The sequence below is a fragment of the Amycolatopsis sp. NPDC059235 genome (assembly GCF_042754125.1).
GTDB classification, from domain to species: Bacteria; Actinomycetota; Actinomycetes; order Mycobacteriales; family Pseudonocardiaceae; genus Amycolatopsis; species Amycolatopsis albidoflava.
This window is the reverse complement of sequence record NZ_JBHZAG010000042.1, coordinates 54,958-77,221: the sequence shown is the minus strand read 5'-3', so window position 1 is coordinate 77,221 and position 22,264 is coordinate 54,958. Positions and strand designations below refer to the sequence as shown.

Annotated in this window: 20 protein-coding genes; 11 read left to right on the top strand and 9 right to left on the bottom strand. The window is 68.1% G+C overall.

Annotated features, from left to right (window positions below; translation table 11 throughout):
• Window positions 1–213: 213 nt before the first annotated feature.
• The 6 genes from ACFXI3_RS25715 to ACFXI3_RS25690 all read right to left on the bottom strand — a co-directional run bounded on the left by ACFXI3_RS25715 (window position 214) and on the right by ACFXI3_RS25690 (window position 7,511).
• Window positions 214–1,158: an MBL fold metallo-hydrolase gene (locus ACFXI3_RS25715; protein ID WP_344271838.1), complete on the bottom strand. Its 945-nt coding sequence runs from the start codon at window positions 1,156–1,158 to the stop codon at window positions 214–216.
• A 226-nt stretch (window positions 1,159–1,384) separates the two neighbouring features.
• Window positions 1,385–2,302 carry an ROK family protein gene (locus ACFXI3_RS25710; protein WP_378402747.1) on the bottom strand — a complete coding sequence of 306 codons (918 nt, stop codon included), beginning with the start codon at window positions 2,300–2,302 and terminating at the stop codon, window positions 1,385–1,387.
• Window positions 2,299–3,924: a dipeptide ABC transporter ATP-binding protein gene (locus ACFXI3_RS25705; protein WP_378402745.1), complete on the bottom strand. Its 1,626-nt coding sequence runs from the start codon at window positions 3,922–3,924 to the stop codon at window positions 2,299–2,301. The genes ACFXI3_RS25710 and ACFXI3_RS25705 overlap by 4 nt, the downstream gene beginning before the upstream one ends.
• Window positions 3,921–4,751 carry an ABC transporter permease gene (locus tag ACFXI3_RS25700; protein ID WP_344271847.1) on the bottom strand — a complete coding sequence of 277 codons (831 nt, stop codon included), beginning with the start codon at window positions 4,749–4,751 and terminating at the stop codon, window positions 3,921–3,923. The genes ACFXI3_RS25705 and ACFXI3_RS25700 overlap by 4 nt, the downstream gene beginning before the upstream one ends.
• The gene (locus tag ACFXI3_RS25695; RefSeq protein WP_378402743.1) at window positions 4,748–5,707 is read right to left on the bottom strand and encodes an ABC transporter permease; all 960 of its coding nucleotides are present in this window, start codon (window positions 5,705–5,707) and stop codon (window positions 4,748–4,750) included. Before ACFXI3_RS25695 ends, ACFXI3_RS25700 begins: the two co-directional genes overlap by 4 nt.
• A 4-nt stretch (window positions 5,708–5,711) precedes the next feature.
• The gene (locus ACFXI3_RS25690) at window positions 5,712–7,511 is read right to left on the bottom strand and encodes a peptide ABC transporter substrate-binding protein (RefSeq protein ID WP_378402741.1); all 1,800 of its coding nucleotides are present in this window, start codon (window positions 7,509–7,511) and stop codon (window positions 5,712–5,714) included.
• Between the two features lie 150 nt (window positions 7,512–7,661).
• Here ACFXI3_RS25690 and ACFXI3_RS25685 point away from each other — a divergent pair, with 150 nt between their 5' ends.
• The 6 genes from ACFXI3_RS25685 to ACFXI3_RS25660 all read left to right on the top strand — a co-directional run bounded on the left by ACFXI3_RS25685 (window position 7,662) and on the right by ACFXI3_RS25660 (window position 13,944).
• Entirely contained in the window at window positions 7,662–8,807 is a 1,146-nt protein-coding gene (locus ACFXI3_RS25685) for an ROK family transcriptional regulator (protein WP_344271856.1), read from the top strand.
• Entirely contained in the window at window positions 8,804–10,258 is a 1,455-nt protein-coding gene (locus ACFXI3_RS25680; protein ID WP_378402739.1) for a M81 family metallopeptidase, read from the top strand. Before ACFXI3_RS25685 ends, ACFXI3_RS25680 begins: the two co-directional genes overlap by 4 nt.
• Before the next feature lie 107 nt (window positions 10,259–10,365).
• Window positions 10,366–11,130: a metalloregulator ArsR/SmtB family transcription factor gene (locus ACFXI3_RS25675; RefSeq protein ID WP_344271862.1), complete on the top strand. Its 765-nt coding sequence runs from the start codon at window positions 10,366–10,368 to the stop codon at window positions 11,128–11,130.
• Window positions 11,131–11,446: 316 nt separating this feature from the next.
• The gene (gene rho / locus ACFXI3_RS25670) at window positions 11,447–12,514 is read left to right on the top strand and encodes a transcription termination factor Rho (protein ID WP_378402737.1); all 1,068 of its coding nucleotides are present in this window, start codon (window positions 11,447–11,449) and stop codon (window positions 12,512–12,514) included.
• A gap of 1 nt (window position 12,515) precedes the next feature.
• Window positions 12,516–13,007 carry a GNAT family N-acetyltransferase gene (locus ACFXI3_RS25665; RefSeq protein WP_378402735.1) on the top strand — a complete coding sequence of 164 codons (492 nt, stop codon included), beginning with the start codon at window positions 12,516–12,518 and terminating at the stop codon, window positions 13,005–13,007.
• A gap of 94 nt (window positions 13,008–13,101) precedes the next feature.
• Window positions 13,102–13,944, top strand: a complete 843-nt coding sequence (locus ACFXI3_RS25660; RefSeq protein WP_378402733.1) for a class I SAM-dependent methyltransferase — start codon at window positions 13,102–13,104, stop codon at window positions 13,942–13,944.
• Here the strand turns inward: ACFXI3_RS25660 and ACFXI3_RS25655 are convergent.
• A complete protein-coding gene (locus ACFXI3_RS25655) occupies window positions 13,934–15,304 on the bottom strand; it encodes an APC family permease (protein ID WP_378402731.1) in 1,371 nt (456 codons plus the stop codon). The genes ACFXI3_RS25660 and ACFXI3_RS25655 overlap by 11 nt on opposite strands.
• A 188-nt stretch (window positions 15,305–15,492) precedes the next feature.
• Here ACFXI3_RS25655 and ACFXI3_RS25650 point away from each other — a divergent pair, with 188 nt between their 5' ends.
• The 3 genes from ACFXI3_RS25650 (at window position 15,493) to ACFXI3_RS25640 (ending at window position 18,009) form a co-directional block, all read left to right on the top strand.
• Complete coding sequence (locus tag ACFXI3_RS25650; RefSeq protein WP_378402729.1) at window positions 15,493–15,978, top strand: Lrp/AsnC family transcriptional regulator; 486 nt, start codon at window positions 15,493–15,495, stop codon at window positions 15,976–15,978.
• A gap of 168 nt (window positions 15,979–16,146) precedes the next feature.
• Window positions 16,147–17,535 (top strand): aspartate aminotransferase family protein, encoded by a 1,389-nt coding sequence (locus ACFXI3_RS25645; protein WP_378402727.1) that lies wholly within the window; start codon window positions 16,147–16,149, stop codon window positions 17,533–17,535.
• A gap of 66 nt (window positions 17,536–17,601) precedes the next feature.
• Complete coding sequence (locus tag ACFXI3_RS25640) at window positions 17,602–18,009, top strand: hypothetical protein (RefSeq protein ID WP_067580428.1); 408 nt, start codon at window positions 17,602–17,604, stop codon at window positions 18,007–18,009.
• A 60-nt stretch (window positions 18,010–18,069) separates the two neighbouring features.
• Here the strand turns inward: ACFXI3_RS25640 and ACFXI3_RS25635 are convergent, their stop codons facing one another.
• Together ACFXI3_RS25635 and ACFXI3_RS25630 are read right to left on the bottom strand one after the other, a co-directional pair.
• Window positions 18,070–19,554, bottom strand: coding sequence for an alpha/beta hydrolase (locus tag ACFXI3_RS25635; RefSeq protein WP_378402725.1), 1,485 nt, complete (start codon window positions 19,552–19,554; stop codon window positions 18,070–18,072).
• An 80-nt stretch (window positions 19,555–19,634) separates the two neighbouring features.
• Window positions 19,635–20,450, bottom strand: a complete 816-nt coding sequence (locus tag ACFXI3_RS25630; RefSeq protein ID WP_378402723.1) for a class I SAM-dependent methyltransferase — start codon at window positions 20,448–20,450, stop codon at window positions 19,635–19,637.
• Window positions 20,451–20,505: 55 nt separating this feature from the next.
• Here ACFXI3_RS25630 and ACFXI3_RS25625 point away from each other — a divergent pair, with 55 nt between their 5' ends.
• Together ACFXI3_RS25625 and ACFXI3_RS25620 are read left to right on the top strand one after the other, a co-directional pair.
• Complete coding sequence (locus ACFXI3_RS25625; RefSeq protein WP_344271886.1) at window positions 20,506–20,961, top strand: MarR family winged helix-turn-helix transcriptional regulator; 456 nt, start codon at window positions 20,506–20,508, stop codon at window positions 20,959–20,961.
• Window positions 20,962–21,046: 85 nt separating this feature from the next.
• Window positions 21,047–22,246 carry an FAD-dependent monooxygenase gene (locus ACFXI3_RS25620; RefSeq protein WP_378402721.1) on the top strand — a complete coding sequence of 400 codons (1,200 nt, stop codon included), beginning with the start codon at window positions 21,047–21,049 and terminating at the stop codon, window positions 22,244–22,246.
• Window positions 22,247–22,264: the final 18 nt, after the last annotated feature.

Genomic DNA, 22,264 nt, shown 5'->3' with positions numbered 1-22,264 from the left:
CACGGGTACTATTCGACGTCCTTTAGGGGCTCCTTGAGGGAATCAGATTCCCTCAAGGAGCCCTTCACGGACTGCTGCGGCAATGCCAGGGCCGACGCGGGCGGCGGTCGCCCGGTTTGCCGTCCGTGAGGGGAACCCTGAGGGAATCAGAGTCCCTCGGGGTTCCCCTCACGGACTCGCGGAAAGAGCGCCCGGGGAATCGATTTCCCGGCGTTAAGACTTGCCGAGTCCGAGCAGCGTGTCCAGGTCGATCCGGCCGCCGGCGGCGTCGCGGATCGCGCGCATCGCTTCGGCGGACGCGAGCCGTTCCCCGTGCTGGTCGGCGTGCGCGCGCAGCAGATTCCCGATGTGCCGTTCCGGGACTGTCCACGTGGGCCAGCGGCGGCGGGCGATCGTGGCGAGTTCGGCGAAGTCCGGCGTGCCCGCGCTCGCGGTCGCGTCGAGCAGCCAGTGCAGGTAAGTGCGCAGCACCGCGACCGGGAAACTGCCCGGATGGCTGAGCCCGCCGTGTCCCGGCACGAAGGTGCGGACGTCCGGGAACATTTTGTCGAGCCAGTCCAGCGCGGTCAGCCAGCCGGGGATCGAACCGTGCACGGCGAACGGCGTCGACCCGACCGACAGCAGATCGCCGGTGAAGAGCGTCCCGGTGCGAGGTTCGAACAACACGAGGTCGCCGTCGGTGTGCGCGGTCCCGGGAAATGGGACGACCTCCACGACCACACCGCCGAGATCGACCTCGACCGGTTCGATCACCGCGTGCACCGCCTCCGGCCGCGGCGCCTCGAGCTTGCCCCAGTTCGCGCAGGCGAAGATCTCCTCGTTGCACTGCGGGCCGGACCGGATGATCGGCACCGCGGTGGGCGCGGCGAGGATCCGGCCGCCGTTGCGCAGCGCGACGCCCGCGCCGTTGTGGTGGGTGCCGTGCGCGTGGGTCAGCACGAGCGTGAGCGGCATTTCGACGGTCGAGTACTTGCGGACGTCGCTGACCAGGTCGAGCGTGTCGCGTTCGGTGCCGCAGGTGTCGACGAGCAGAACCCCTTCGCGGCCCCGGATCCAGCCGCAATTGGACACCATCCAGTCGCTCGGGCTGCGCACGTAAGCGACGACGCTCGGGTCGGAATACCGGAGCGGGACGATATTGCGCCTGATGACGGGCATGGGATCCCCTCGTTGGCCACCGGACGGGAATTGATCACCGGAATGGTATAGACCAAGTCACCTGCTGTCAGCGGGGTGGAGACCACGCTCACGCACGTGGTCCGCCGCGGTTCTCGCCCGTCCCGTTCCGCCCAGCTTCGCGCGCATCGTTGCCCCCGGCTCCGTCGGTGCCCGACAGCGTATACCCCGAGGCCACGGTTTTCTCGATGGTCCACAGAGGACTGGATTAGGGGTTGCTCACGTCCGGTAATCGCCGAATACCGGCAGTGAGACCGGCCGCGCCCAATGCCACGGATTTCGCGCCGTGCCGGGACAGCCGCACGGACACCGGTTTCCCGGACAGCAGCGGCCGTTCCTCCAGCGCTTCGCGCACCGGCTTCTCCAGCAGCGTCCAGGAGTTGACCACTGAACCGCCGAGTACGCAGGTCGCGAGGCCGAGCAGCCCGGCGGCGTGCGCGACCGCCTGGCCAAGGAACCGGCCCGCGTCCGTGAACACCGCTTGGGCGGCGTGATCCCCGGCGAGTGCTTCGGCGGCGACGTCCTCCGCGGCGAGGGTCCGGCCGGTCGCCTCGGCGTAGCGGCGGGTCAACGCCCGGCCCGCGGCGTACGCCTCAAGGTGTCCGATCTGCCCGCAAGTGCAGCGTTCCTCCCCGTAGCGGCCGACATGCCCGATCTCGCCCGCGCCGGTCGCACCGCCGTACAGCAGCCGTCCGTCGACGAACAGCGCGCCGCCGACGCCGGTGCCGACCGCGACACCGAGCACGTTCCGCTCGCCCGGCAGCAGTTCGCCGAGCAGGAACCCGTCGACGTCGTTCACGGTGCGCACGGGCACCCCGCCGAGCCGCGCGGACAGCTCGGCGTTGACCGGCGTACCCGCCCATCCCGTGAACGAATCGCCGGTGACCAGCACTGTTCCGGTCACCGGGTCAACGACGCCCGCCGCGCCGACGCCGACCCCGGCGAGCGCCGCGTGGTCCGGCACCAGCGAGCTGACCAGCTCCGCGGCTCGGTCGAGGATCGCCGCGCCGCCCCGGTGCGATTCGGACGGCGCGGACGCCGACCCCAGTTCCCTGCCTTCCTCGTCGCACACCACCACCAGGGTTTTCGTCCCGCCGATGTCGACTCCGGCCCGCAACTCCGTCACGCCGCGGGGTCCGCGCCGGCCAGCGCCTCGCGCCGGCTCCGCTGCAGCTGCGGGTCCGGCACCGGCGAGGACAGCAGCAACGCTTGCGTGTACGGGTGTTCCGGAGTGCGCAACACCGTTTCCGCCGGGCCTTCCTCCACCAGTTCGCCCGCGCGCAGCACCGCCACCCGGTCGCACAGGCTGTCGACCACCGCGAGGTCGTGGCTCACGAACAGGCAGCCGAAACCGAACTCGCGATGCAGCCGCCGGAACACCTCCAGCACCGCTGCCTGCACGGATACGTCCAGCGCGCTCGTCGGCTCGTCCGCGATCAGCAGCTTCGGGCCCAGCACGAGGGCGCGGGCGAGGCTCACGCGCTGGCGCTGCCCGCCGGACAGCTCGTGCCCGTACCGGCCCAGCAAGCTTTCCGGCAACTCCACCGCGTCGAGCAGTTCCCGCACCCGCCGCTGGCGCTCGCCGCGGCCGGTCGAGGTGTGGACCACCAGCGGTTCGGCGACGGTCTGTGCGACCGTCATCCGCGGGTCGAGCGACGACGCCGGGTCTTGGAACACCGCGCCGATCTGCCGCCGGACCGCCCGCGCGGACCGCCCGGTGCCTTTCGGCAGCGGCCCGCCGAGCACCTCGACGGTCCCGGATTTCGGCGTGACCAGGCCAAGCGCACAGTTGCCGAGCGTCGTTTTCCCCGAACCGGATTCGCCGACCAGCCCGACGATCTCACCGGGTGAGACGGACAGGGAAACGTCGTTTACCACCTGCCGTCCTCCGTACTCGACCACCACCTTCGACAGCGCGAGCACCGGTTTCCGGGTTTCTTCGGCGGCCGCGTCGTGGGCGAACGAACCCAGTTGCGGAACCGCGGCCAGCAGTTCCCGGGTGTAATCCGCCTTCGGCGTGGCGAACAGTTCCGCCGCCGGAGCTTCTTCCACGAGCTTTCCGTGGCGCAACACCGCGACGCGGTCCGCGACATCGGCGACGACACCCATGTTGTGCGTGATCAGCAGCGTCGCGGTGCCTTCGTGTTCGCGGATATCGCGCAGCAGGTCGAGAATCTGCTGCTGCACCGTGACGTCGAGGGCGGTGGTCGGCTCGTCCGCGATGATCAGTTTCGGTCCGGCCGCGAGGGCGATCGCGATCATCACGCGCTGCCGCAAACCGCCGGACAGTTCATGCGGGTATTGCTTCAGCCGCGCGGCCGGTTCTGGCACGCCGACTCGGTCGAGCAGTTCGGCACACCGGTCGTAATAGCGGCGGTGCCGCAGCTTCTCCGGGTCGTGGTTGCGGATCGCCTCCGCGAGCTGGAAACCGATGGTCCGCAACGGGTTCAGCGCGGTCATCGGTTCCTGGAACACCATCCCGGCCGCCGGGCCGCGCAGTTTCCGCAGGTCTTCGCCGCGCAGGTCGAGCACGTTCTGTCCGGCCAGTTCGATCGACCCGGTGACCTGCGCGGAATCCGGCAGCAGCCCGAGCACCGCGAGTGCCGCCGTGCTCTTGCCGGAACCGGACTCGCCGACCACCGCCACGATCTCGCCGGGCGCGACCGACAGGCTCAGCCCGTCGACCGCCGCCGAACCGTCCGCATAGGACACCCGCAGGTCGCGGATGTCCAGCACTGCTTCGCTCATCGTCGCCCCTTCACCGCGAACGCGTCGCGCAGCCCGTCGCCGAGGAAGTTGATCGCGCACACCACCAGCACGATCGCGATGCCCGGCGGCAGGATCAGCCACCACGCGCCGTCGAAGGTGTAGGTAATTCCTTTAGACAGCATGGCTCCCCAGTCGGTATCGGGGGCGGGCACGCCGAGCCCGAGGAAGCTGACGTACGCCACGAGCAGGATCGCGTCGGCGATCTGGAACGTCGCGTTCACCACCACGGTGCCGATCGCGTTGGGAATGATGTGCCGGAACACCACGCGCGTGCGGCTCGCGCCGAGCACGGTGATCGCCCGGATGTAATCGCGTTCGCGCAGGCTCACCGTTTCCGCGCGCATCAGCCGCGCGGGCACCAGCCACGACACCGCGCCGATCAGCAGCGCCAGCACGCCGACGCTCGGCGTCACCAGCGTCGCGGCCACCAGCAGCAGGAACAGCGCAGGGATCGCGACGCCGGTGTCGACGATCCGCATCAGCACGGTGTCCAGCCAGCCGCCGGTGTACCCGGCGACCGCGCCCCACACCGCGCCGATCGCGGTCGCGATCAGCCCGGCGAGCACGCCGATCACCAGCGACGTCCGGCCGGCGACCATGAGCCTGCCGAGCACGTCGTAGCCGAGGTCGTCGGTGCCGAGCAGATGCCCTCCGCTGGGGCCGAGCCGCGCCGAGGCCAAGTCGGTGTGGGACTGGTCGGTGCCGTAGAACAGCGGCCCGAGGAAACAGAACGCCACGACGAGCAGCAGCAGGACCGCGCCCGCCACGGCGGACTTGCGGGCAAACAGCCGCGAAAGGACAGTCACGACCGCGCTCCCTTCACCCGCACCCGCGGGTCGATCGCCAGCTGGATCAGGTCCGCGAGCAGGGAACCGAGCACGGTCGCGATGGCGATCACGAGCACGACGCCCAGCAGCACCGGGAAATCGGCGGTGCGGGTCGCGGTCCAGAACAGCAGGCCGATGCCGGGGTAGTTGAACATCGATTCGACGACTAGCGAACCGCCGAAGACCACCGGCACGTAGTAACCGAGCATGGAGACCACCGAGGTCAGCGAGTTCGGCCAGACGTGCCGCCAGATGATCGTGCGCTCCGGTGTCCCCTTGGCCCGCGCGGTGCGCACGAAGTCCTCGGACAGGCTGTCCAGAGTGGACGCTCGCATGTACCGGCTGAACGCGGCGAGCGCGGCTCCGGTTCCGGCGAGCACCGGCAGGACCAGCGCGCCCGGTTGCGACAGCAGTTCGCCGATCGTTTCGCCCTGTGCGGCTTGCGCCGGGAACCATGGCAGGACCTGCGCGAACAGGATGATCAGCACCAGTGACAGGAAGAACACCGGCGTCGCGTAGAGCACGAACGTGACGGCCGTGGTGAGCAGATCCGCGGTACGGCCGCGGCGAAACGCTTGCCAGACACCGAGCGGTAGCGCGACGAGAATCGCGAGCGCGGTGGACAACACGGTGAGCAGCAGGGTTTTCGGCATCCGCTCGGCCAGCAGCGTGCTCACCGGCGAGTTCTGCGTGTACGACTCGCCGAGGTCGCCTTGCAGCAACCGCAGCAGGTAATCCCAATACTGCACCGGAAGCGGCTGGTCGAAGCCTTGCGCGTGGTTGAACGCGGCGATCTGCGCCTCGGTGGCTTTCACGCCGAGCACGCCGCGAGCCGGGCCGCCGGGAAGCAAGTGCAGCAGCACGAACGTCACCACGGTCACCAGCAGCACGACCACCACGGCCAGCACGAGCCGGCGGAGGATGTAGCGCGTCATGTCCTCACCTCGTCCAGAACCAGCGTTGCGGAAGCAGTTGCCCGGCCAACGGGTCCTGGGAAACGCCGTGCAGCGCGGTGTCGATCGCCGACACCTGATACGGCGGATTCGGCAGCCACAGCACCGGAAGCTGTTCGGCCAGGTAGGCGCTGTACTCGAGCATCGCTCCGTTGTCCGAGGCCAGGTTGGTGGCCGCGATCAGCTTGTCCACCTTCGGATCGGTGTAGCTGCCGAAGTTCGTGCCCGCACCGGACGCGAACAGCTCCTCGCCACTCGGGTTCGCCGAGAAGTACCAGCTGCCTTGCGTGCCGAAATAGGACAGCTGCCAGTCGCACGAGGGATCCTTCGACTCGCAGGCGGTTCCGTTGGCCAGCACGGTGTTCAGCGGCTGCGCGTTGATCTTCATCTCGATGCCGACCCTCGACAGCTCCGAGCGCAGTTCCTGCATGGTGCCGTCGGTTTCGTCGGAACCGGATTCGGTGAGCATGGTCAGCGAGAGCCGGGTGCCTTCGGCGATGCCCTCGCCGCATTTCGCCGGGTCCGCGCAGAGGAGGACGCCGTCGGAGCCGGGCTTCCAGCCGTGGTCGGCGAGCAACTGCTTCGACTTGTTCAGGTCGAACGGATACGGATTGGTCTTTTGCCTGGGCGACAGGTACTTCGTGTCATTGTCCTGCGGAACCGGGCCGTAGCCGACGCGGGCGGAACCGCGCCAGATCACCGAGGTGATGGCGTCCTGGTCGACCGCGTGCTGGATCGCCTGCCGCACGTACAGCTGGGAGAACACCTTGCCCAGCTTGGGATTGTGGAAGTTGTACGGCGAATATGTGATGGACCAGCCGGTCCACGGTTCGACCCGGTAGCCCTGCTCCTCCAGTTTCGGGCGCTGGCCGAGGTTCGACGTCGGCAGGTAGCCGTAGTCGACGCCGCCGGCGCGCAGCACGTTGTACTCCGCCGACGAACTGGTGAAGGTCAGGAACCGGACGGTGTCCAGCTTCGCCGGGTCCGGTCCGGTGTACTTCGGGTTCTTCCGCAGCGTCACCTCGCCGGACGTCGTGAAACTGGCCAAAGTGAACGGTCCATTCACGACCTTCCACAGTAGATTCGTCCCGTAGGTGCCGAGCTGTTTCGCTTGGCTGACCAGGAAATCGAAGACCTTCTTGGCGCCTTCCGGGGTGCGGTCGTGGTCGCCGACCGGGCCCGCGGCGCTCGTGCGGTCCCACGCGTGCGGCATCGGGACGATCAGGCTGAGCTGGTTGGCGGTGAACCAGTCCGGGTTGTACGCCTTGTCCAGGGTGAACGTGAACGTGCGGTCGTCCACGGCGTGGAAGCCGGTGATGCTGTCCGGGATCAGGCCCTTCGAGTACTTGCTCCAGTTGTCCTTGCCCGCGCGGGCGAGGTTGAGCCAGAACTCGACGTCGCGGCTGGTCATCGGCTCGCCGGTGGACCAGGTCAGCGGCTTGAGCGTAATGGTCACGGTCTTGCCGTCGGGGGAGTAGCGCGGCACGTTGGCGGCGCTCGCGGCGTCGTCGAGGGCGACCGAGCCCGAACTGGCGTCGTAGCTGTACAGGGGCACGTACATGGTGGACCGGATCATGCCGTTGTACGACCCGCTGTAGCCGGGGATCGAGAACGGCATGATCCAGTTCGGCGTCGCCGACGGCGGCATCGCGAACCGCACGGTGCCGCCGGTTTTCGGGGAGCCGGAACCGCCGCCGTGTGGTTCCCGGCTCGCCGCGCAGCCGGACAACGCCAGCGCGGCGGCGAGCGTGACCCCGAGTGCGGCGCACCACGGGCGTCGAGCCATTCGCATCACTTCCAACAACTCTGATGAAAGACCAGTGCCAGGTGCTATGCGGTGTCCTGGCTGTCGGGTAATCTCGCACGAGAGACGGGAATTGCCAAGAGTCCTGTCGAACGGTTTAGTTACATCAGCTTTGATGAAAGAGGTGACGCGGTGGATCCGGCCGGACCGCTGCGGCTGTTGTGGCTGGTCGCGCACGGCCACGCGACGTCGCGCATGGACCTGGCGCGAGCGCTCGGGTTGCCGCAATCGACGGTGTCGGTGCGCACGCAGGCGCTGATGTCCGCCGGGGTGCTGAGCGAATCCGGCGAGGGCCGGTCCGCGGGCGGGCGGCGGCCGAAGCTGCTGTCGGTCAACGCGGAGTTCGGCCACGTCTGGGCCGCCGACGTCGGCACGCGGCACGTGCGGATCGGCGCGCTCGACATCGCGGGCAACCTGCTGGAGGTGCACGAACGGCCGCTGGACATCAGTCAAGAGCCGCGCGAACTGGTCGCCGGGCTTGCGGCCGCGGTGCGCGATGTCATGGCGGATGCGGATTGCCCGGGTCGCGCACTCGGTGTCGGCGTCGCGTTCCCCGGTCCGGTGGACGTCAACGCGGGCACCATCACGCTGCCGTCGCGGATGCCCGGCTGGCGCGGTTTCGCGGTGCGGGACGCGCTGGCGGAGCACTTCGAGCTGCCGGTGGTCGTGGACAACGACGCGAACATGCTGGCGCTGGGCGAATCCGTGTCCGGCGCGCCCGGTCGTACCTTGCTGGTGGTGAAGGCCGGTACCGGCATCGGTTCGGGAATCGTGCTGAGCGGCGAGCTTTATCGCGGACGGGCCGGGGTCGCGGGCGACATCAGCCACGTGCGCGTACCCGCCGCCGAGGATCAACCGTGCACCTGCGGGAATCGCGGCTGTCTGGAAGTGGTGGCCAGCGGTGCCGCGCTCGTCGCGCAATTGCAGGCGCAGGGCCTGAAGCTGGAGACCACCGCGCAGGTGATGGCTACCGCCGAGGACGGACATCCCGAAGCGACCACGGCCGTGCGGCGCGCCGGGCTGCGGCTCGGCGAGGTGCTGGCCACGGTGGTCAACTTCAGCAACCCGGACGAGGTGCTGCTCGGCGGCGCGCTGTCCGGTTCGGAAGCCTTCGTCGCGGCCGTGCGCGGTGCGCTGTACGAACGGTGTCTTCCCTTGGCTACCAGGGAACTGCGGATCGACCGGGTGCGTTTCGGTGCGGACGCGGGGCTTTACGGCGCGGGCGCGCTCGCGCTGGACGCGGTGTTCGAGCAAGCGATCAAACGGAGTGGACGATGAAGAAGCTGCGGGTCGGGATCACCGGAATCGCCATCGAATCGAGTACCTTCTCGCCGCATCGGTCCACTGTGGACGACTTCCGGATCTCGCGCGGCGACGATTTGCTGGCCCGGTACGACTTTCTGGGCGCGGACTGGGCTTCCGACGTCGAATGGGTGCCGCTGGTCGACGCCCGGTCGCTTCCCGGCGGCGCGGTCACCGAGGAGGCTTATGCCGAGCTGTCCGGGGAAATCCTGGACCGGTTGCGTTCGGCCGGTGAGCTGGACGGGCTGTTCTTCGACATCCACGGCGCGATGAGCGTGGTCGGGCGGTCCGATGTGGAGGCTTCGCTCGCACAGGAGATCCGTTCCATTCTCGGCCCGGACGTCCTGGTGTCGGCTTCGATGGACTTGCACGGCAACGTTTCCCGCGAGCTGGTCACCGCGCTGGACCTGATCACCTGCTACCGGATGGCCCCGCACGAGGACGCGTGGGAGACCCGCGAGCGGGCGGCGCGGAACCTGGTGTCGCGGCTGCGGTCCGGCGGCCGGCCGAAAAAGGCTTGGGTGCAGGTTCCGGTCCTGCTTCCGGGGGAGAAGACCAGCACCCGGCTCGAACCGGCGAAGAGCATTTACGCGGCGGTGGACGACGTCGAGGCGCTGGACGGAGTCCTCGACGCAGCGATCTGGGTCGGTTACGCGTGGGCCGACGAACCACGTTGCCAGGCCGCCGTAGTGGTGATGGGTGACGACGTTTCGGTGATCACTAAGGAAGCGGAGTATCTGGCCCAGTCCTATTGGGACGCTCGGCACGACTTCGCTTTCGTCGCCCCGACCGGCACGCTTCAGGAATGCCTCACGCAGGCGGTCGCTTCGAAATCGCGGCCGTTCTTCATCAGCGACTCCGGCGACAACCCGACCGCCGGCGGCGCCGGGGACACGTCGTGGAGCCTCGACGTCCTGCTGAACACTCCGGCCATTGTGGACTCTTCGCTGACCACTTTGTACGCGGCCATTGTGGACCCCGAAGCCGTCGCGACGGCGGTGGCAGCTGGCGTCGGTGCGACGATTTCCGTTGAGCTGGGAGGAAAAGTCGACTCCGGTCCGCATGGTCCGGTCGCGCTCACCGCGCAGGTGGCCGCGATCGACGCCGACGACCCGGTCGCCGGAACCGCGGTGGTGCTGGCCGTCGGCGGCCTGCGGGTGATCGTGACCGCGCGCCGCAAGCCGTATCACCTCGAATCCGACTTCCACGCGCTCGGCCTGCGCCCGCGCGAGGCGGACGTGGTGATCGTGAAGATCGGCTACCTCGAACCTGAGCTGTACGACATGGCCGCTGACTGGCTGCTGGCCCTCACGCCCGGCGGCGTCGACCAGGACCTGCTCCGCCTGGGCCACTCCGGCATCGTCCGGCCGATGTTCCCCTTCGACCCCGGCATGGCGGCCCCCTCGCTCACCCCTGAGGTCTTCTGAACACTTTGAGTAGTCAGCGCCGAGGCAATCCGTAATTCGCCTCGGCGCTGACCTGCATCTACCTCAGCTGACTTGACAGGCAGGCATTTGCCTGCCTTACTGTAAGTGTGCAACCCGACCTGGACAAAGTGTTCAAGGCGCTGGCGGATCCGACCCGCCGGTACCTGCTCGACCAGCTGCGCGAGGACAACGGGCAGACGCTGGGCGAGCTGTGCCGCCGGCTGGAGATGACGCGGCAGTCCGCGACCCAGCACCTCGCCGTGCTGGAGGCGGCGAATCTGGTGAGCAGCGTGCGCCGCGGCCGGGAAAAGCTGCACTACCTGAATCCGGTGCCGCTGCACGAGATGCAGGAGCGGTGGGTGGACCGGTTCGAGCAGCCGCGGCTGCGGATGCTCAGTGCCGTCAAACGTCGAGCAGAGGAAGCCATGAAGCCGAGTTTTGTGTATGTGACCTACATCCAGAGCACGCCGGAGAAGGTGTGGCACGCGCTCACCGACCCCGACCTGACCGGGCAGTACTGGGGCCACCGCAACGAATCCGACTGGAACAAGGGTTCGCGGTGGGCGCACGTGCGGACCGACGGGTCCGGGATCGCCGACGTCGAGGGCGAGGTCATCGAGGCGGTCCCGCCGAAGCGCCTGGTCACCACCTGGTTCGACCCGAACGGCCCGAAGGACCAGGAGCCGTCCCGCGCGACGTTCGACATCGAACAGCACGAGGGCATCGTCCGGCTGACCGTGACCCACGAGGACCTGCCGGACGAAAAGGCGCACCAGGACGTGTCGGGCGGCTGGGCGGCGGTGCTGTCGAACCTGAAGTCGCTGCTGGAGACCGGGCACGTGCTGCCGCAGGCTCCGTGGGAGATGCCGTGACCGCCGCGCGGCCCCGGGAATAGACCCGCGGCCAGGTTTGTTGGGGCCTTGTGAGCGCCGGTTTTCACCGGGAACCGCTCACGAGGCCCCTTTCGTGTTCGCAGTGCCAGTTGTGCGGCCGGAACCGATGCGCTACTCTCAGCGCATACCCCAGGAAGTCGGCCCCGCCGCCCAGGGGTTCCGCCCCCTCCGTCAGCGTGAGAGCACGCGACGAGGATCGGCGTCTTTCCCGAAGCCCGTCGCCTGACCCGCTTCGTCTCACTCCGGCGGTCCGCGTTTCCGCGTCGACTGTCACTGCTTCAAGGAGCCATAAACCATGACACAGCAAGGAATTCTCGACATCCACGGCAAGACCGCCGCACTGGGCTACACCCCCGGCGGCCCGTCCGTGCCGCTATCCCTGATCCGCACCCACGGCCTGCGCCGCGGCGACGAACTCGTCCTCGACGACGGCGACCTAGTCTCCGTCAACGGCCGCCCGCCCGGCGAAAAGCGCCCCGATTTCGACAAACTCACCCCCATCCACCCGAACCAGCGACTGGTCCTCGAAACCACTCGGCACCAGCTCACCACCCGCGTCCTGGATCTGGTCGCACCGCTGGGCAAAGGCCAACGCGCCCTGATCGTCGCCCCGCCGCGCACCGGAAAAACCACTGTGCTGCAGGCGATCGCGCAAGCGGTGGCGGTCAACCACCCGGAAGCACACCTCATGGTGCTGCTCGCCGACGAACGCCCCGAAGAAGTCACGGACATGACCCGCTCAGTCCACGGCGAGGTCGTCGCGTCCACCTTCGACCGCAAGCCGGCCGAACACACCGCCGTCGCCGAACTGGCTTTGGAACGCGCGAAACGCCTGGTCGAAACTGGCCGGGATGTCGTGCTGCTGCTGGATTCCCTGACCCGCCTCGGCCGCGCGTACAACCTGGCAGCCCGCACCTCCGGCCGCATCCTGTCCGGCGGCGTCGACGCCAGCGCGCTGCACCCGATGAAGAAAATCCTAGGCGCAGCAAGGAACATCGAGGACGGCGGCTCGCTCACCATCATCGCGACTGCCTTGGTGGGCACGGGTTCGCTGGCTGACACGGTGTTCTTCGAGGAGCTGAAGAGCACCGGAAACTCGGAACTCCGCCTGGACCGCATGCTCGCCGACCACCGCGTGTTCCCAGCCGTGGACTTCTTCGGCTCCGGCACCCGCCGCGACGAGCTGATCGTCCCGCCGCAGGAACTGGCCGTGATGAACGAAGTCCGCCGCGCCCTGTCCACCCAAGACCCGAAGCGGGCCGCGGAACAATTCCTGGACCAGGTCCGCACGACAAAGTCCAATGCGGAATTCATCGCGCGAGTCAACGCTTCGCTGACTGTTCCGTCCACAGTGGCCGCCTGAGTTGGAGACCGAACGCCTCCGCCTCACCCCGATCGGCCCGCACCTCGCCGATGAACTGTTCCGGCTGCATCAAGACCGCGGCATCGCCCGCTGGTACGGCAACTGGACCCGCGCCGACGCGGAAGCCCGCGCCGCGGAGATCGGCCGAAGCTGGCAACGCGACGGCGTCGGCAAATGGCTGGCCTACCACCGGGAATCCGGAGAACTCCTCGGCCGCGGCGGACTGTCCTATCAGGATGTTGACGGTGCACGACGGCTGGAGATCGGCTGGGCAGTATGCGAGGTGCACTGGGGAAACGGCTACGCCACTGAGATCGGCCTCGCCGGCCTGGCCTGTGCGCGAGAACTCCGCGCGACGGAGGTAGCCGCTTTCACGGAGGTGCACAACGTTCGCTCCCGCGCGGTGATGGAACGACTCGGCTTCACCTACCGCCACGATTTCCCGCACCGAGGCGAACCGTTCGCTCTGTATGCCATCTCCGTCGAATCCTGAATTCGTCGTCGTCGCCGAACCGAAACCGCACTGCTCTTTCAGAAAATTTGTTTTTGTGCTATAATCAAACATCTCTGGGTTAAAGTCCGGAGTTATGACATCCGACGCGGAACCCAGCCGCACCGCTCTTCTCTCCGCCGTAGCACGAGCCGCCCATCTGGTCGTCGACGAGTCCCCGGCAATCTTCACCGACCCGCTCGCATACCGCCTCCTGGGAGAGCGCGCCGAAGAACTCCTCGGCTACCATCGGTCCCACGGCGACCACCCAGCCCTCTCCGGTGCCCGCACAACAGCGATCACGCGGAGCCGCTACACCGAGAACCGGTTAGCTGAAATGGGCGTCGAGCAATACGTAATCCTTGGTGCCGGCCTGGATTCCTTCGCCTACCGAACGCCGCTCACCGTGCGAGTGTTCGAAGTGGACAAACCCGCCACCCAACTCTGGAAACAACAGCTGCTGGCCGACGCGGGAATTACCATCCCGAACACGGTCTCCTTCGTCCCCCTAGATTTCGAGAACGAGCAGGCGCTCACGAGCCACCTCGTTCAGGCCGGATTCGACCCAGGCCGCCCAGCGCTGATCAGCTGGCTCGGCGTCACGATGTACCTCACCGAGGAAGCGATCAGCCAAACCCTCCACGCGATCAGCGGCCTCGCCCCCGGAACAGAACTCATCGTCGAACACCTCCTCCCCGCCGCCCTCCGCGACGAGGCGGGCCAGACGTACGCGGAGCTGGTCATGGCCGCGGCAGCCGCCCACGGCGAACCCTGGCGAACGTTCCTCAGCGCCGAGCAGATGGCCGCGCTCCTGCGAGACCACCTGCTCGAGCCGATCGAACACGTCCGGCAAAAGGACATCCCGGCCGAATGGAAACGCGGCGACGCACTCCGCCCGGCCGAGCTGTCCATCCTCACCAGAGCACGCGTCAAGGAATAGTCACCAGCCATCGATCCGATCGCCGCCGGAGATAGCCCCACCAGTACCCGGCCGAAACCACCAGCACCCCGGCCGTAATCGCCAGGTCCAGCAAACTCTGCGACACCAGCACATACCCCAGCGCCAGCACCGCGACAACCGGCACGACCGGCCACCCCGGCATCCGCCACACTTGCGGACGCCGGTGTGCCGGCCGCCGCGCCCACAGCACGCTCACCGAAATCGCCAGGTACAGCGCGACCACGGCCACCCCGGTCACGCCGCTCAGCGTCTCCACCGGCACGAAACACAGCACCGCTTCCGAAACGCCGACCACGAGCGTCGCCACCCAAGGCGCGCCAAACCGCGGACTCACCACACTCAACGCGCGATTCACCGGCTCCGGCCAAGCGTGATCCCGCCCCGACGCGTACAGCACGCGCGAATTCTGGATCACCATCACGATCACCGCGTTCACGATCGCCGCCGCGATGCACAGGCTCACGATCGTGCCGAACGTCGAACTGCTCCAGCTCACCACGAGCGCGGTCAGGTCGAGATTCCCGAGCGTCGCGAGATCCGGCACGCCCAGCGTGATCGCCACGACCGGCACCAGGATCACCACCGCGCTGATGCCGAGCGTCCAGAACACCGTCCGCGACACCGTTTTGTGCGGCTCCCGCATCTCCTCCGCCAGATACACCGCGGTCGAGAACCCCTGCACCACGAACAACGCCACCGCCAGCCCGGCGATCACCGAGACCAGCGCGATCGGATGCACGCCGTCGAGGCTGGGCCGCACGAGCACCGAGGCGGGACGGTCGCTGTGCGCGAAACCGAGCACGGACACCACGACGATCGCGACGATCTCGATCACCAGGAAAATCCCGGTCAGCCACGCGTTCGAACGCAGGTTCACCAGACCCATCCCGGTGGACGCCAGCATCACCAGCGCACCCGCCACCGACGGGTCGATGTGGACGGTCACCGCCAGATAATCAGCGACCCCGATCGCGATGATCGGCGGCACCACGAGGATCACGATGAACGACAACATAAAGGTGATCCACCCGGCGAACCGGCTGACCACCGTCGACACCATGGCGTACTCGCCACCCGAACTCGGGACCAGCGTGCCGAGTTCGGAGTAACAGAACGCGATCCCGACGCACAGCAGCACGGCGAGCCCGATGGCCAGCGCGGTGCCGGTGCCGAGCGAGCCGAACAGCGGCGGGACGAGAACGAACAACGACGACGCCGGCGTCACGCAGCTCAGCGTCAGCAGGGTTCCGCCGCCGACCCCGATCGATCTGGTCAGCGAGCGGCGCGCGGGCGAACCGGCGGCAGGGTCGGTCTGGACGGGGACCGGATGAGGCGGCATGGGGATCCCTCCGTCGGCGGCGCTGGAATTCGACGGATGGAACAGGACGGGTTTGCCGTTGTCAACGCCGGAAAGACGACGAAATCCGTTGTCGGCCACCCCGGCTGAGGGACGATCTGGACACTCTGGGCGATCATTCGCCACGCCTGAGGTTGCCCGCGGAGGGGTCGACCCGAGATGATCCCCGGATGCAGAGCCAGGACCCGAGCCGGCCGGCGCCGCCGGTGGTCGACGACATCTCGAAGCAGATCATCGCCCAGTTGCAAGAGGACGGACGGCGGCCGTACGCCACGATCGGCAAGGCGGTCGGACTGTCCGAGGCGGCGGTCCGCCAGCGGGTGCAGCGGCTGTCCGATTCGGGCGTCATCCAGATCGTCGCGGTGTCGGATCCCTTGCAGATCGGGCTTTTCCGCCAGGCGATGGTCGCGATCACGGTCGACGGCCCGCTCGATCCGGTCGCCGACGCACTGGCCGAAATGGACGAGATCGAGTACGTCGTGCTCTGCGCCGGCCGCTTCGACGTGCTGTGCGAGGTGCTCTGCGCCGACGACGAGGCCCTGCTCGACGTGATCTCCAACCGCATCCGCACCCTGCCCGGAGTGCGCACCGCGGAGACGCTCGTGTACCTCAAGCTGCGGAAACAGTCCTACCAGTGGGGCACGCACCGTCGGTGACGACGAAATTCGAAGATCAGTCCCGATGAGACTAATGAAATTAGTCGTTGTGGGTGGCTCCGGCGACTGATCCGCTTGCCAACCGGCGTCGGATCGTGCGATAACCGAGAAGTCCGGCCGGTACGCCAGGGTGCGTGCCGGCAGCTTCGAGGCCCGTTTCGAGGAGCCATGACCACGACCGCCGAACCCGCCGGGATCACCACCGGCTCGGGCACTGCCGCACGCGACAACCTCTGGCTGCACTTCACGCGCCACAGCCGCGCCGACACCGCCGACATCCCGGTGATCGTGCGCGGCGAGGGCGCCTACATCTGGGACGACACCGGCAAGCGCTACCTCGACGGCCTCGCCGGGTTGTTCGCGGTGCAGGTCGGCCACGGCCGCGAAGAACTGGCCGAAGCCGCCGCGCGGCAAACGAAACAGCTCGCGTACTTCCCGCTCTGGGGCCACGCGCACCCGCCCGCGCTCGAACTGGCCGAACGCCTGGCCGCCGCGTCGCCGGGCGACCTCAACCGCGTGTTCTTCACCGTCAGCGGCGGCGAATCCGTGGAAACGGCGTGGAAGCTCGCCAAGCAGTACTTCAAGCTGACCGGAAAACCCGCTAAACACAAGGTGATCAGCCGCGCGCTGGCGTATCACGGCACGTCGCAGGGCGCGCTGTCCATCACCGGAATCCCCGGTGCGAAGGCCGATTTCGAGCCGCTCGTGCCGAGCACTCTGCGCGTGCCGAACACGAACTTCTACCGCGCGCCCGAACACGCCGACGACTATGCCGCGTACGGCCGATGGGCCGCCGATCAAATCGAGCAGGCCATCGAATTCGAGGGCGCGGACACGGTCGCCGCGGTATTCCTGGAGCCCGTGCAAAACACCGGTGGCTGCTTTGTTCCGCCGCCGGGCTATTTCGAGCGGGTCCGCGAGATTTGCGACAAACACGACGTGCTGCTGGTTTCCGACGAGGTGATCTGCGCGTTCGGCCGGGTCGGCTACGACTTCGCGGCCAAGCGCTACGGCTACCAGCCGGACATCATCACCACGGCGAAGGGCCTGACCTCGGGTTACGCGCCGCTCGGCGCGGTGCTCGCGAGCGAGGCGCTGATGGAACCGTTCGCCGGCGGCGAGGCGACCTTCATGCACGGTTCGACCTACGGCGGACACCCGGTTTCGTGCGCGGTCGCGCTGGCCAATCTCGACCTCATCGAGCGCGAGAACCTTTACGGTCATGTGCTGGAAAAGGAAACCGCCTTCCGGGCGACCCTCGACCGGTTGACCGATCTGCCGATCGTCGGCGACGTGCGCGGCACCGGTTTCTTCTACGGGATTGAACTCGTGAAGGACAAAGCGACCAAAGAGACCTTCACCGCCGAGGAATCGGAACGGATTTTGCGCGGTTATCTCTCGAACGCGCTGTTCGAGGGCGGCCTCTACTGCCGCGCCGACGACCGTGCCGAGCCGGTGGTCCAGCTGTCGCCGCCGTTGATCTGCGACCAGCCGCAGTTCGACGAGATGGAGCAGATTCTGCGCGAGGCGCTCACTGGAGCGTGGAAGTTGCTCTGACGCTCATCTCCGCGCCGGTTGTCCCGCTACGCTGATCTTCGTTGCCTACCAACGGGAGGAAAGCGCGTGGCGCAGTGGAATGACCTGGTCGCCTACATCAGGCAGACCTACCGGGTGATCCGGGACGACCCGGGCGAAATCCGGATCCGGGTCCTGTTCGGCGACGACGCGGAGACGACGGGGCGGGCGCAGGTCGTGGTGATCGCCCGGGAGATTTTCGACCAGCGCGAGGACTGGGTGCAGATCGCGACCCCGTTCGCCCGCGTGGACGAGGTGGATCTGCTCACCGTGCTGAGCGAGGTAGGCCAGACGCTGGTGGTCGGCGGGCTCGTGGTGATGGGCGAGCACCTCGTGCTGCGGCATTCGCTGCCGCTGCTGAACCTCGACCTCAACGAGTTCACCGATCCGCTCGAACTCGTCGCCGGTTCGGCCGAGCTGCTGGAACAGCAGTTCACCGGGCGTGACGACTACTGAGCCGCCGCAGCCACGAAAAAGCGGGGCCCTGATCCGATCAGGGCCCCGCTTTTCGCTGTCTCAGTACGGCTGCGTAGCCGGTGCCCGCGGACCGTCCATCCTGGACTGAACGCTCGGCTCCACCGCCGGGCAATGCTTGCCGCGGCCCGGGCTGGTTCCGTCGATCAGGAAGGAGTCGGCGGCGTCGGTGACGCACTGGCTCTTCTTGAAGTACGCGCCGTGCCCCCAGCCCTCGTAGGTGAGCAGCGGCGCACCGGACTGCTGCGACGCGCGCACCGCCCAGCTGTACGGCGTGGCCGGGTCGTAACGGCTGTTCAGCATCAACATCGGCACGCCCCGCTGGACCGACAGCGGGTGCTGCGGGTTGCGCACCGGGGCGGGCCAGCTGGCGCACCCGGCCGCCGCGCTCCAGCCCAGCGGCGAGAAGTGCAGGTCAGGCGAGACGTCGGTGAGCGCGCGGCGGTAGCTGTCGAGCTGCGGGTACGACGTGATCGGCAGCCGCCAGTCCGAGCAGAAGATGCTGTTGAACGGGTTCGGGATGGGAATGTCGTCCTTGGCGAAGTCCGCGCCGATCGGCTTCCCGTCGCGCAGGCTGACCAGGTTCTGCGCGAGCTTGCCCCAGGTGGGGCCGTAGAAGTTCTGCGCGTAGATGCCGACCAGCGCCATCGGGTCGAGTTTGTCGTCCGGGGTGCCGAGTTCGCCGCGTTCGGCGCGGGCGTACAGGTCCGCGGTCACCGCGCTGACGTCCTGGCCGTGCAGCGCGCACGACGTCGTGCGGTCGCACCAGTCGCTGAACTGCTCGAACAACTCTTGCGTGGCCTGGGTTTCCGTCTTCAGGAACTCCCAGGTGCTGCGGATCGAGTGGTCCATGTTGCTGTCGAGCACGAGCGCGCGCACCCGGTCCGGATACGCCTCGGCGTACTGCTGGCCCATCAGCGTGCCGTAGGAAACGCCGTAGTAGGTGAGCTTTTTGTCGCCGAGCGCGGCGCGGATCGCGTCCATGTCGCGCACGACGCTGCGGGTGTCGGAGTGCGTCGCGAGCGGCCCGGTGATCTTCTCGCAGCTGCGGCCGAGCGCGCGGTTGTACGAGAGCAGCTGCTGGAATTCGGCGGAATCCTTCGGCTGCACCGGGTTTTTCGCGGTGATCTCGTCGAGCCCGCACTTGATCGCGGTGCTTTCCCCGACCCCGCGCGGATCGAACCCTACGGTGTCGAATCGCGCGGCGACCTTCGGCGACAACGTCCAGCCGCTCGCCACCTCGCCCGCGCCCGCACCGCCCGGCCCGCCGGGATCCATGAGCACCGAACCGATCCGGTGCGCGGGATCGGCGGCCTTGCGCCGCGCGAGCGCGAGCTGAATCGTGCCGTCGCCGGGATGGTCCCAATCGAGCGGCACGGTGAGCTTGCCGCATTCGGCGCCCTGCCCGGTAGGACAAGGCTTCCAGTCGATCGCCGCCGACGCGGCGCTCGCTGGTGTAGCGGTGAACAACGCCGTCGCCGCGGTGACCGCGGTGGCGGCGACGGCCAGTTTCCTGCCCAGACCCAATGCCCTGCCCCTTCGGCGTGAACTGGAGACGTCAGAGCCCTCGATCTTGCCAGAAGGTGACGGGTGCCACTAGGGCGGGTTTATCGTCCTTTGTGGACAGTCTGGGTGCTGGCGAGACGGACCTGGGAGACAAGCGGAATCAGCCCGTCTGGCCTGGCCAGTGCTGGTGCTTCGGCGAAAAAGGCGGTCTTCAGCGCGCTGGATGCCGCTTCGCCCAGCGGGAAGAGGTTGTAGGTGACGGAAACGAAATCCCAGACCTGATCGAGCGAACCGCTGAAGTCGATCGCCTCGGTGCGCCACTGAACGGGAGCGAACCCGGCGGGGACGAGGATTTCATCCAATCCGGCTTGATTCCGGGTGCGCTTGTCGCCGAGCGGGGACAACCGCTGCTCCGCCGGGACGTCGGCGAGGATTTCCCGCAACAGCTTGCCGAACAGCCCGTACGCCTCGTCTCCCGCTGCCCCGCCGCCGAGGACGAGCGAGAGTTGCCCGCCCGGCCGCAGCACGCGCGCCAGCTCCGCGGCGACCTGGTCGATGTCATTCATCAGCATGAATGCCATGTGCGACACGCAGGAATCGAACGCGTGGTCCGCGAACGGCAGCTGCTGCGCCCGTCCCTCCACCGCCGTTGCCGAACGCTGCCTGGCAAGCGCCAGATCGACGCTCGAGACGTCGACCCCGATCGCCTGATGTCCCGCCGCCGCAAGCAGGTCGAGCAGAAATCCGTCGCCGCAAGCCAGATCGAGCACGCGCCCCGGTCTGGCGATCTCGTCGCGAAGAAGCTCGTAGCTCGACCGTCCGTCCGCGCTTCGCCCGCCGCCGAACGCGCGCGACGTAACCGCCGGATGGCTTGCGTGGAAGGCACGAAAGAAGGTTTCTTGAGCGGACCTGGTCACTCTCCCAACTTACGCACCGACGCGAAATCGTGTCCGCTCTTTGTAGAATCGCCGGATGGCGGAAGTGGCGTCCGATCGGCGCGAGGCCGAAGTCTGGTGTTCCTACCAGCGCGTGCAGCGGGCGCTCGGCAGCGCGCTCGACCGGCAGCTGGAGCGCGACGCCGGGATCTCCGGAGCCGATTACGCCCTCCTCGTCCCGCTCGCGAACGAACCGGACGGCGTGCTGCGGATGCGGGAGCTCGGCGCGACCGTCGAATGGGACCGCAGCCGGCTGTCGCATCACGTGAGCCGGATGTGCAAGCGCGGGCTGGTCGTGCGGGAGAACTGCACCGAGGACGCGCGCGGGGCGAACGTCCGGCTCACCGAAGCCGGGCGGGCGGCGGTCAAGGCCGCCGAGGGCCAGCACGGCGAACTCGTCCGCCGGTATTTCTTCGACCAGGTCAGCGGCCCCGAACTGGAGCTGCTCGGCCGCGTTTTCTCCCGGATGCTCACCCGGCTCGCCGAGGACTGACCGAGGCCGTCAGCGCTCCGTGCGGGCGCGGTAAGCGGTGCGCCGCAGTCTTGCCGCATCGCCTACCGATCCAGGGGAGCAAGAGATGACCAGCAAGACCGTTCTCGTGTCCGGCGCCAGCGTCGCGGGTCCGTCCGCCGCCTACTGGCTGCACCGTTACGGCTATTCGGTGACCGTCGTCGAGGCCGCGCCGCAGCTGCGGCCGGGCGGGCAGGCCGTCGACTTCCGCGGCGAGCAGATGAAGCTCATCGAAGCGATGGGCCTGCTCGACGACCTGCGGGAGCTCGACACCGCGCTGCGCGAGCAGGTGCAGCTCGACCCGTCCGGGCAGCCCGCCTTCACCCTGCCGAGCGGGTTCACCAACGGCGAGCTGGAAGTCCTGCGCGGCGACCTCGCCCGCATCCTCTACGACCACACCAAGGGCTACACCGAGTACGTCTTCGGCGACCGCGTCACCTCGCTCGCCGAGACCGCCGACGGCGTCGACGTCACCTTCCGTCACGGCGCCCCGCGCCGGTTCGACCTGGTCGTCGGCGCGGACGGCATCCACTCCGGCGTGCGGACGGCCGCGTTCGGCCCGGAGGCGAAGTTCCGCACCGATCTCGGCTACCACGTCGCCGGTTTCACCGCGCCCAACCACCTCCGCCTCGACCACGAGGGCCTGCTCTACAACGAACCCGGCCTCGGCGCGATCGTCACCAGTCACCTCGACCCGGCGACCGTCACTGTCGGCCTCTCCTTCCGCGGCGACCCGGACGGCTACGGCCGCCCCGACCTGGCCCGGCAGAAGGACATCGTCACCGAGGTCTTCGCCGGCGCCGGATGGGAACTCCCGCAGCTGCTGACCGCCGTCGCCGACGCGCCCGACCTGTACTTCGACACCGTCGGCCAGATCAAGCTCGACAGCTGGTCCCGCGGCCGCGTCGTGCTGCTCGGCGACGCCGCCTGGTGCGCCGGTCCGGGCGGATCCGGCACCGGCCTCGCGATGATGGGCGCGCAGATCCTGGCCGGGGAACTCGCCGCGGCCGGCGGCGACCACGCGACCGCGTTCGCCCGCTACGAGCAGCGGCTGCGCAAGGCCGCCCGCGTCGGACAGCGCAACGGAGCCGGTTCGGCCGACTTCCTGGTGCCGGCCACCGAGGAGAAGCTGCGCAAGCGCAACAAGATGTACCGCCAGCTGGCCGGTCCGATCGGCCGCCGCGTCTTCGCGTACATGGGCACTCGCGCGGCGAACGCGGTCAAGTTCCGCGAATACCCCCAGCCTCGCGCGCACGCCTTGCCTTGACGCTGAGGAGAAGGTTTA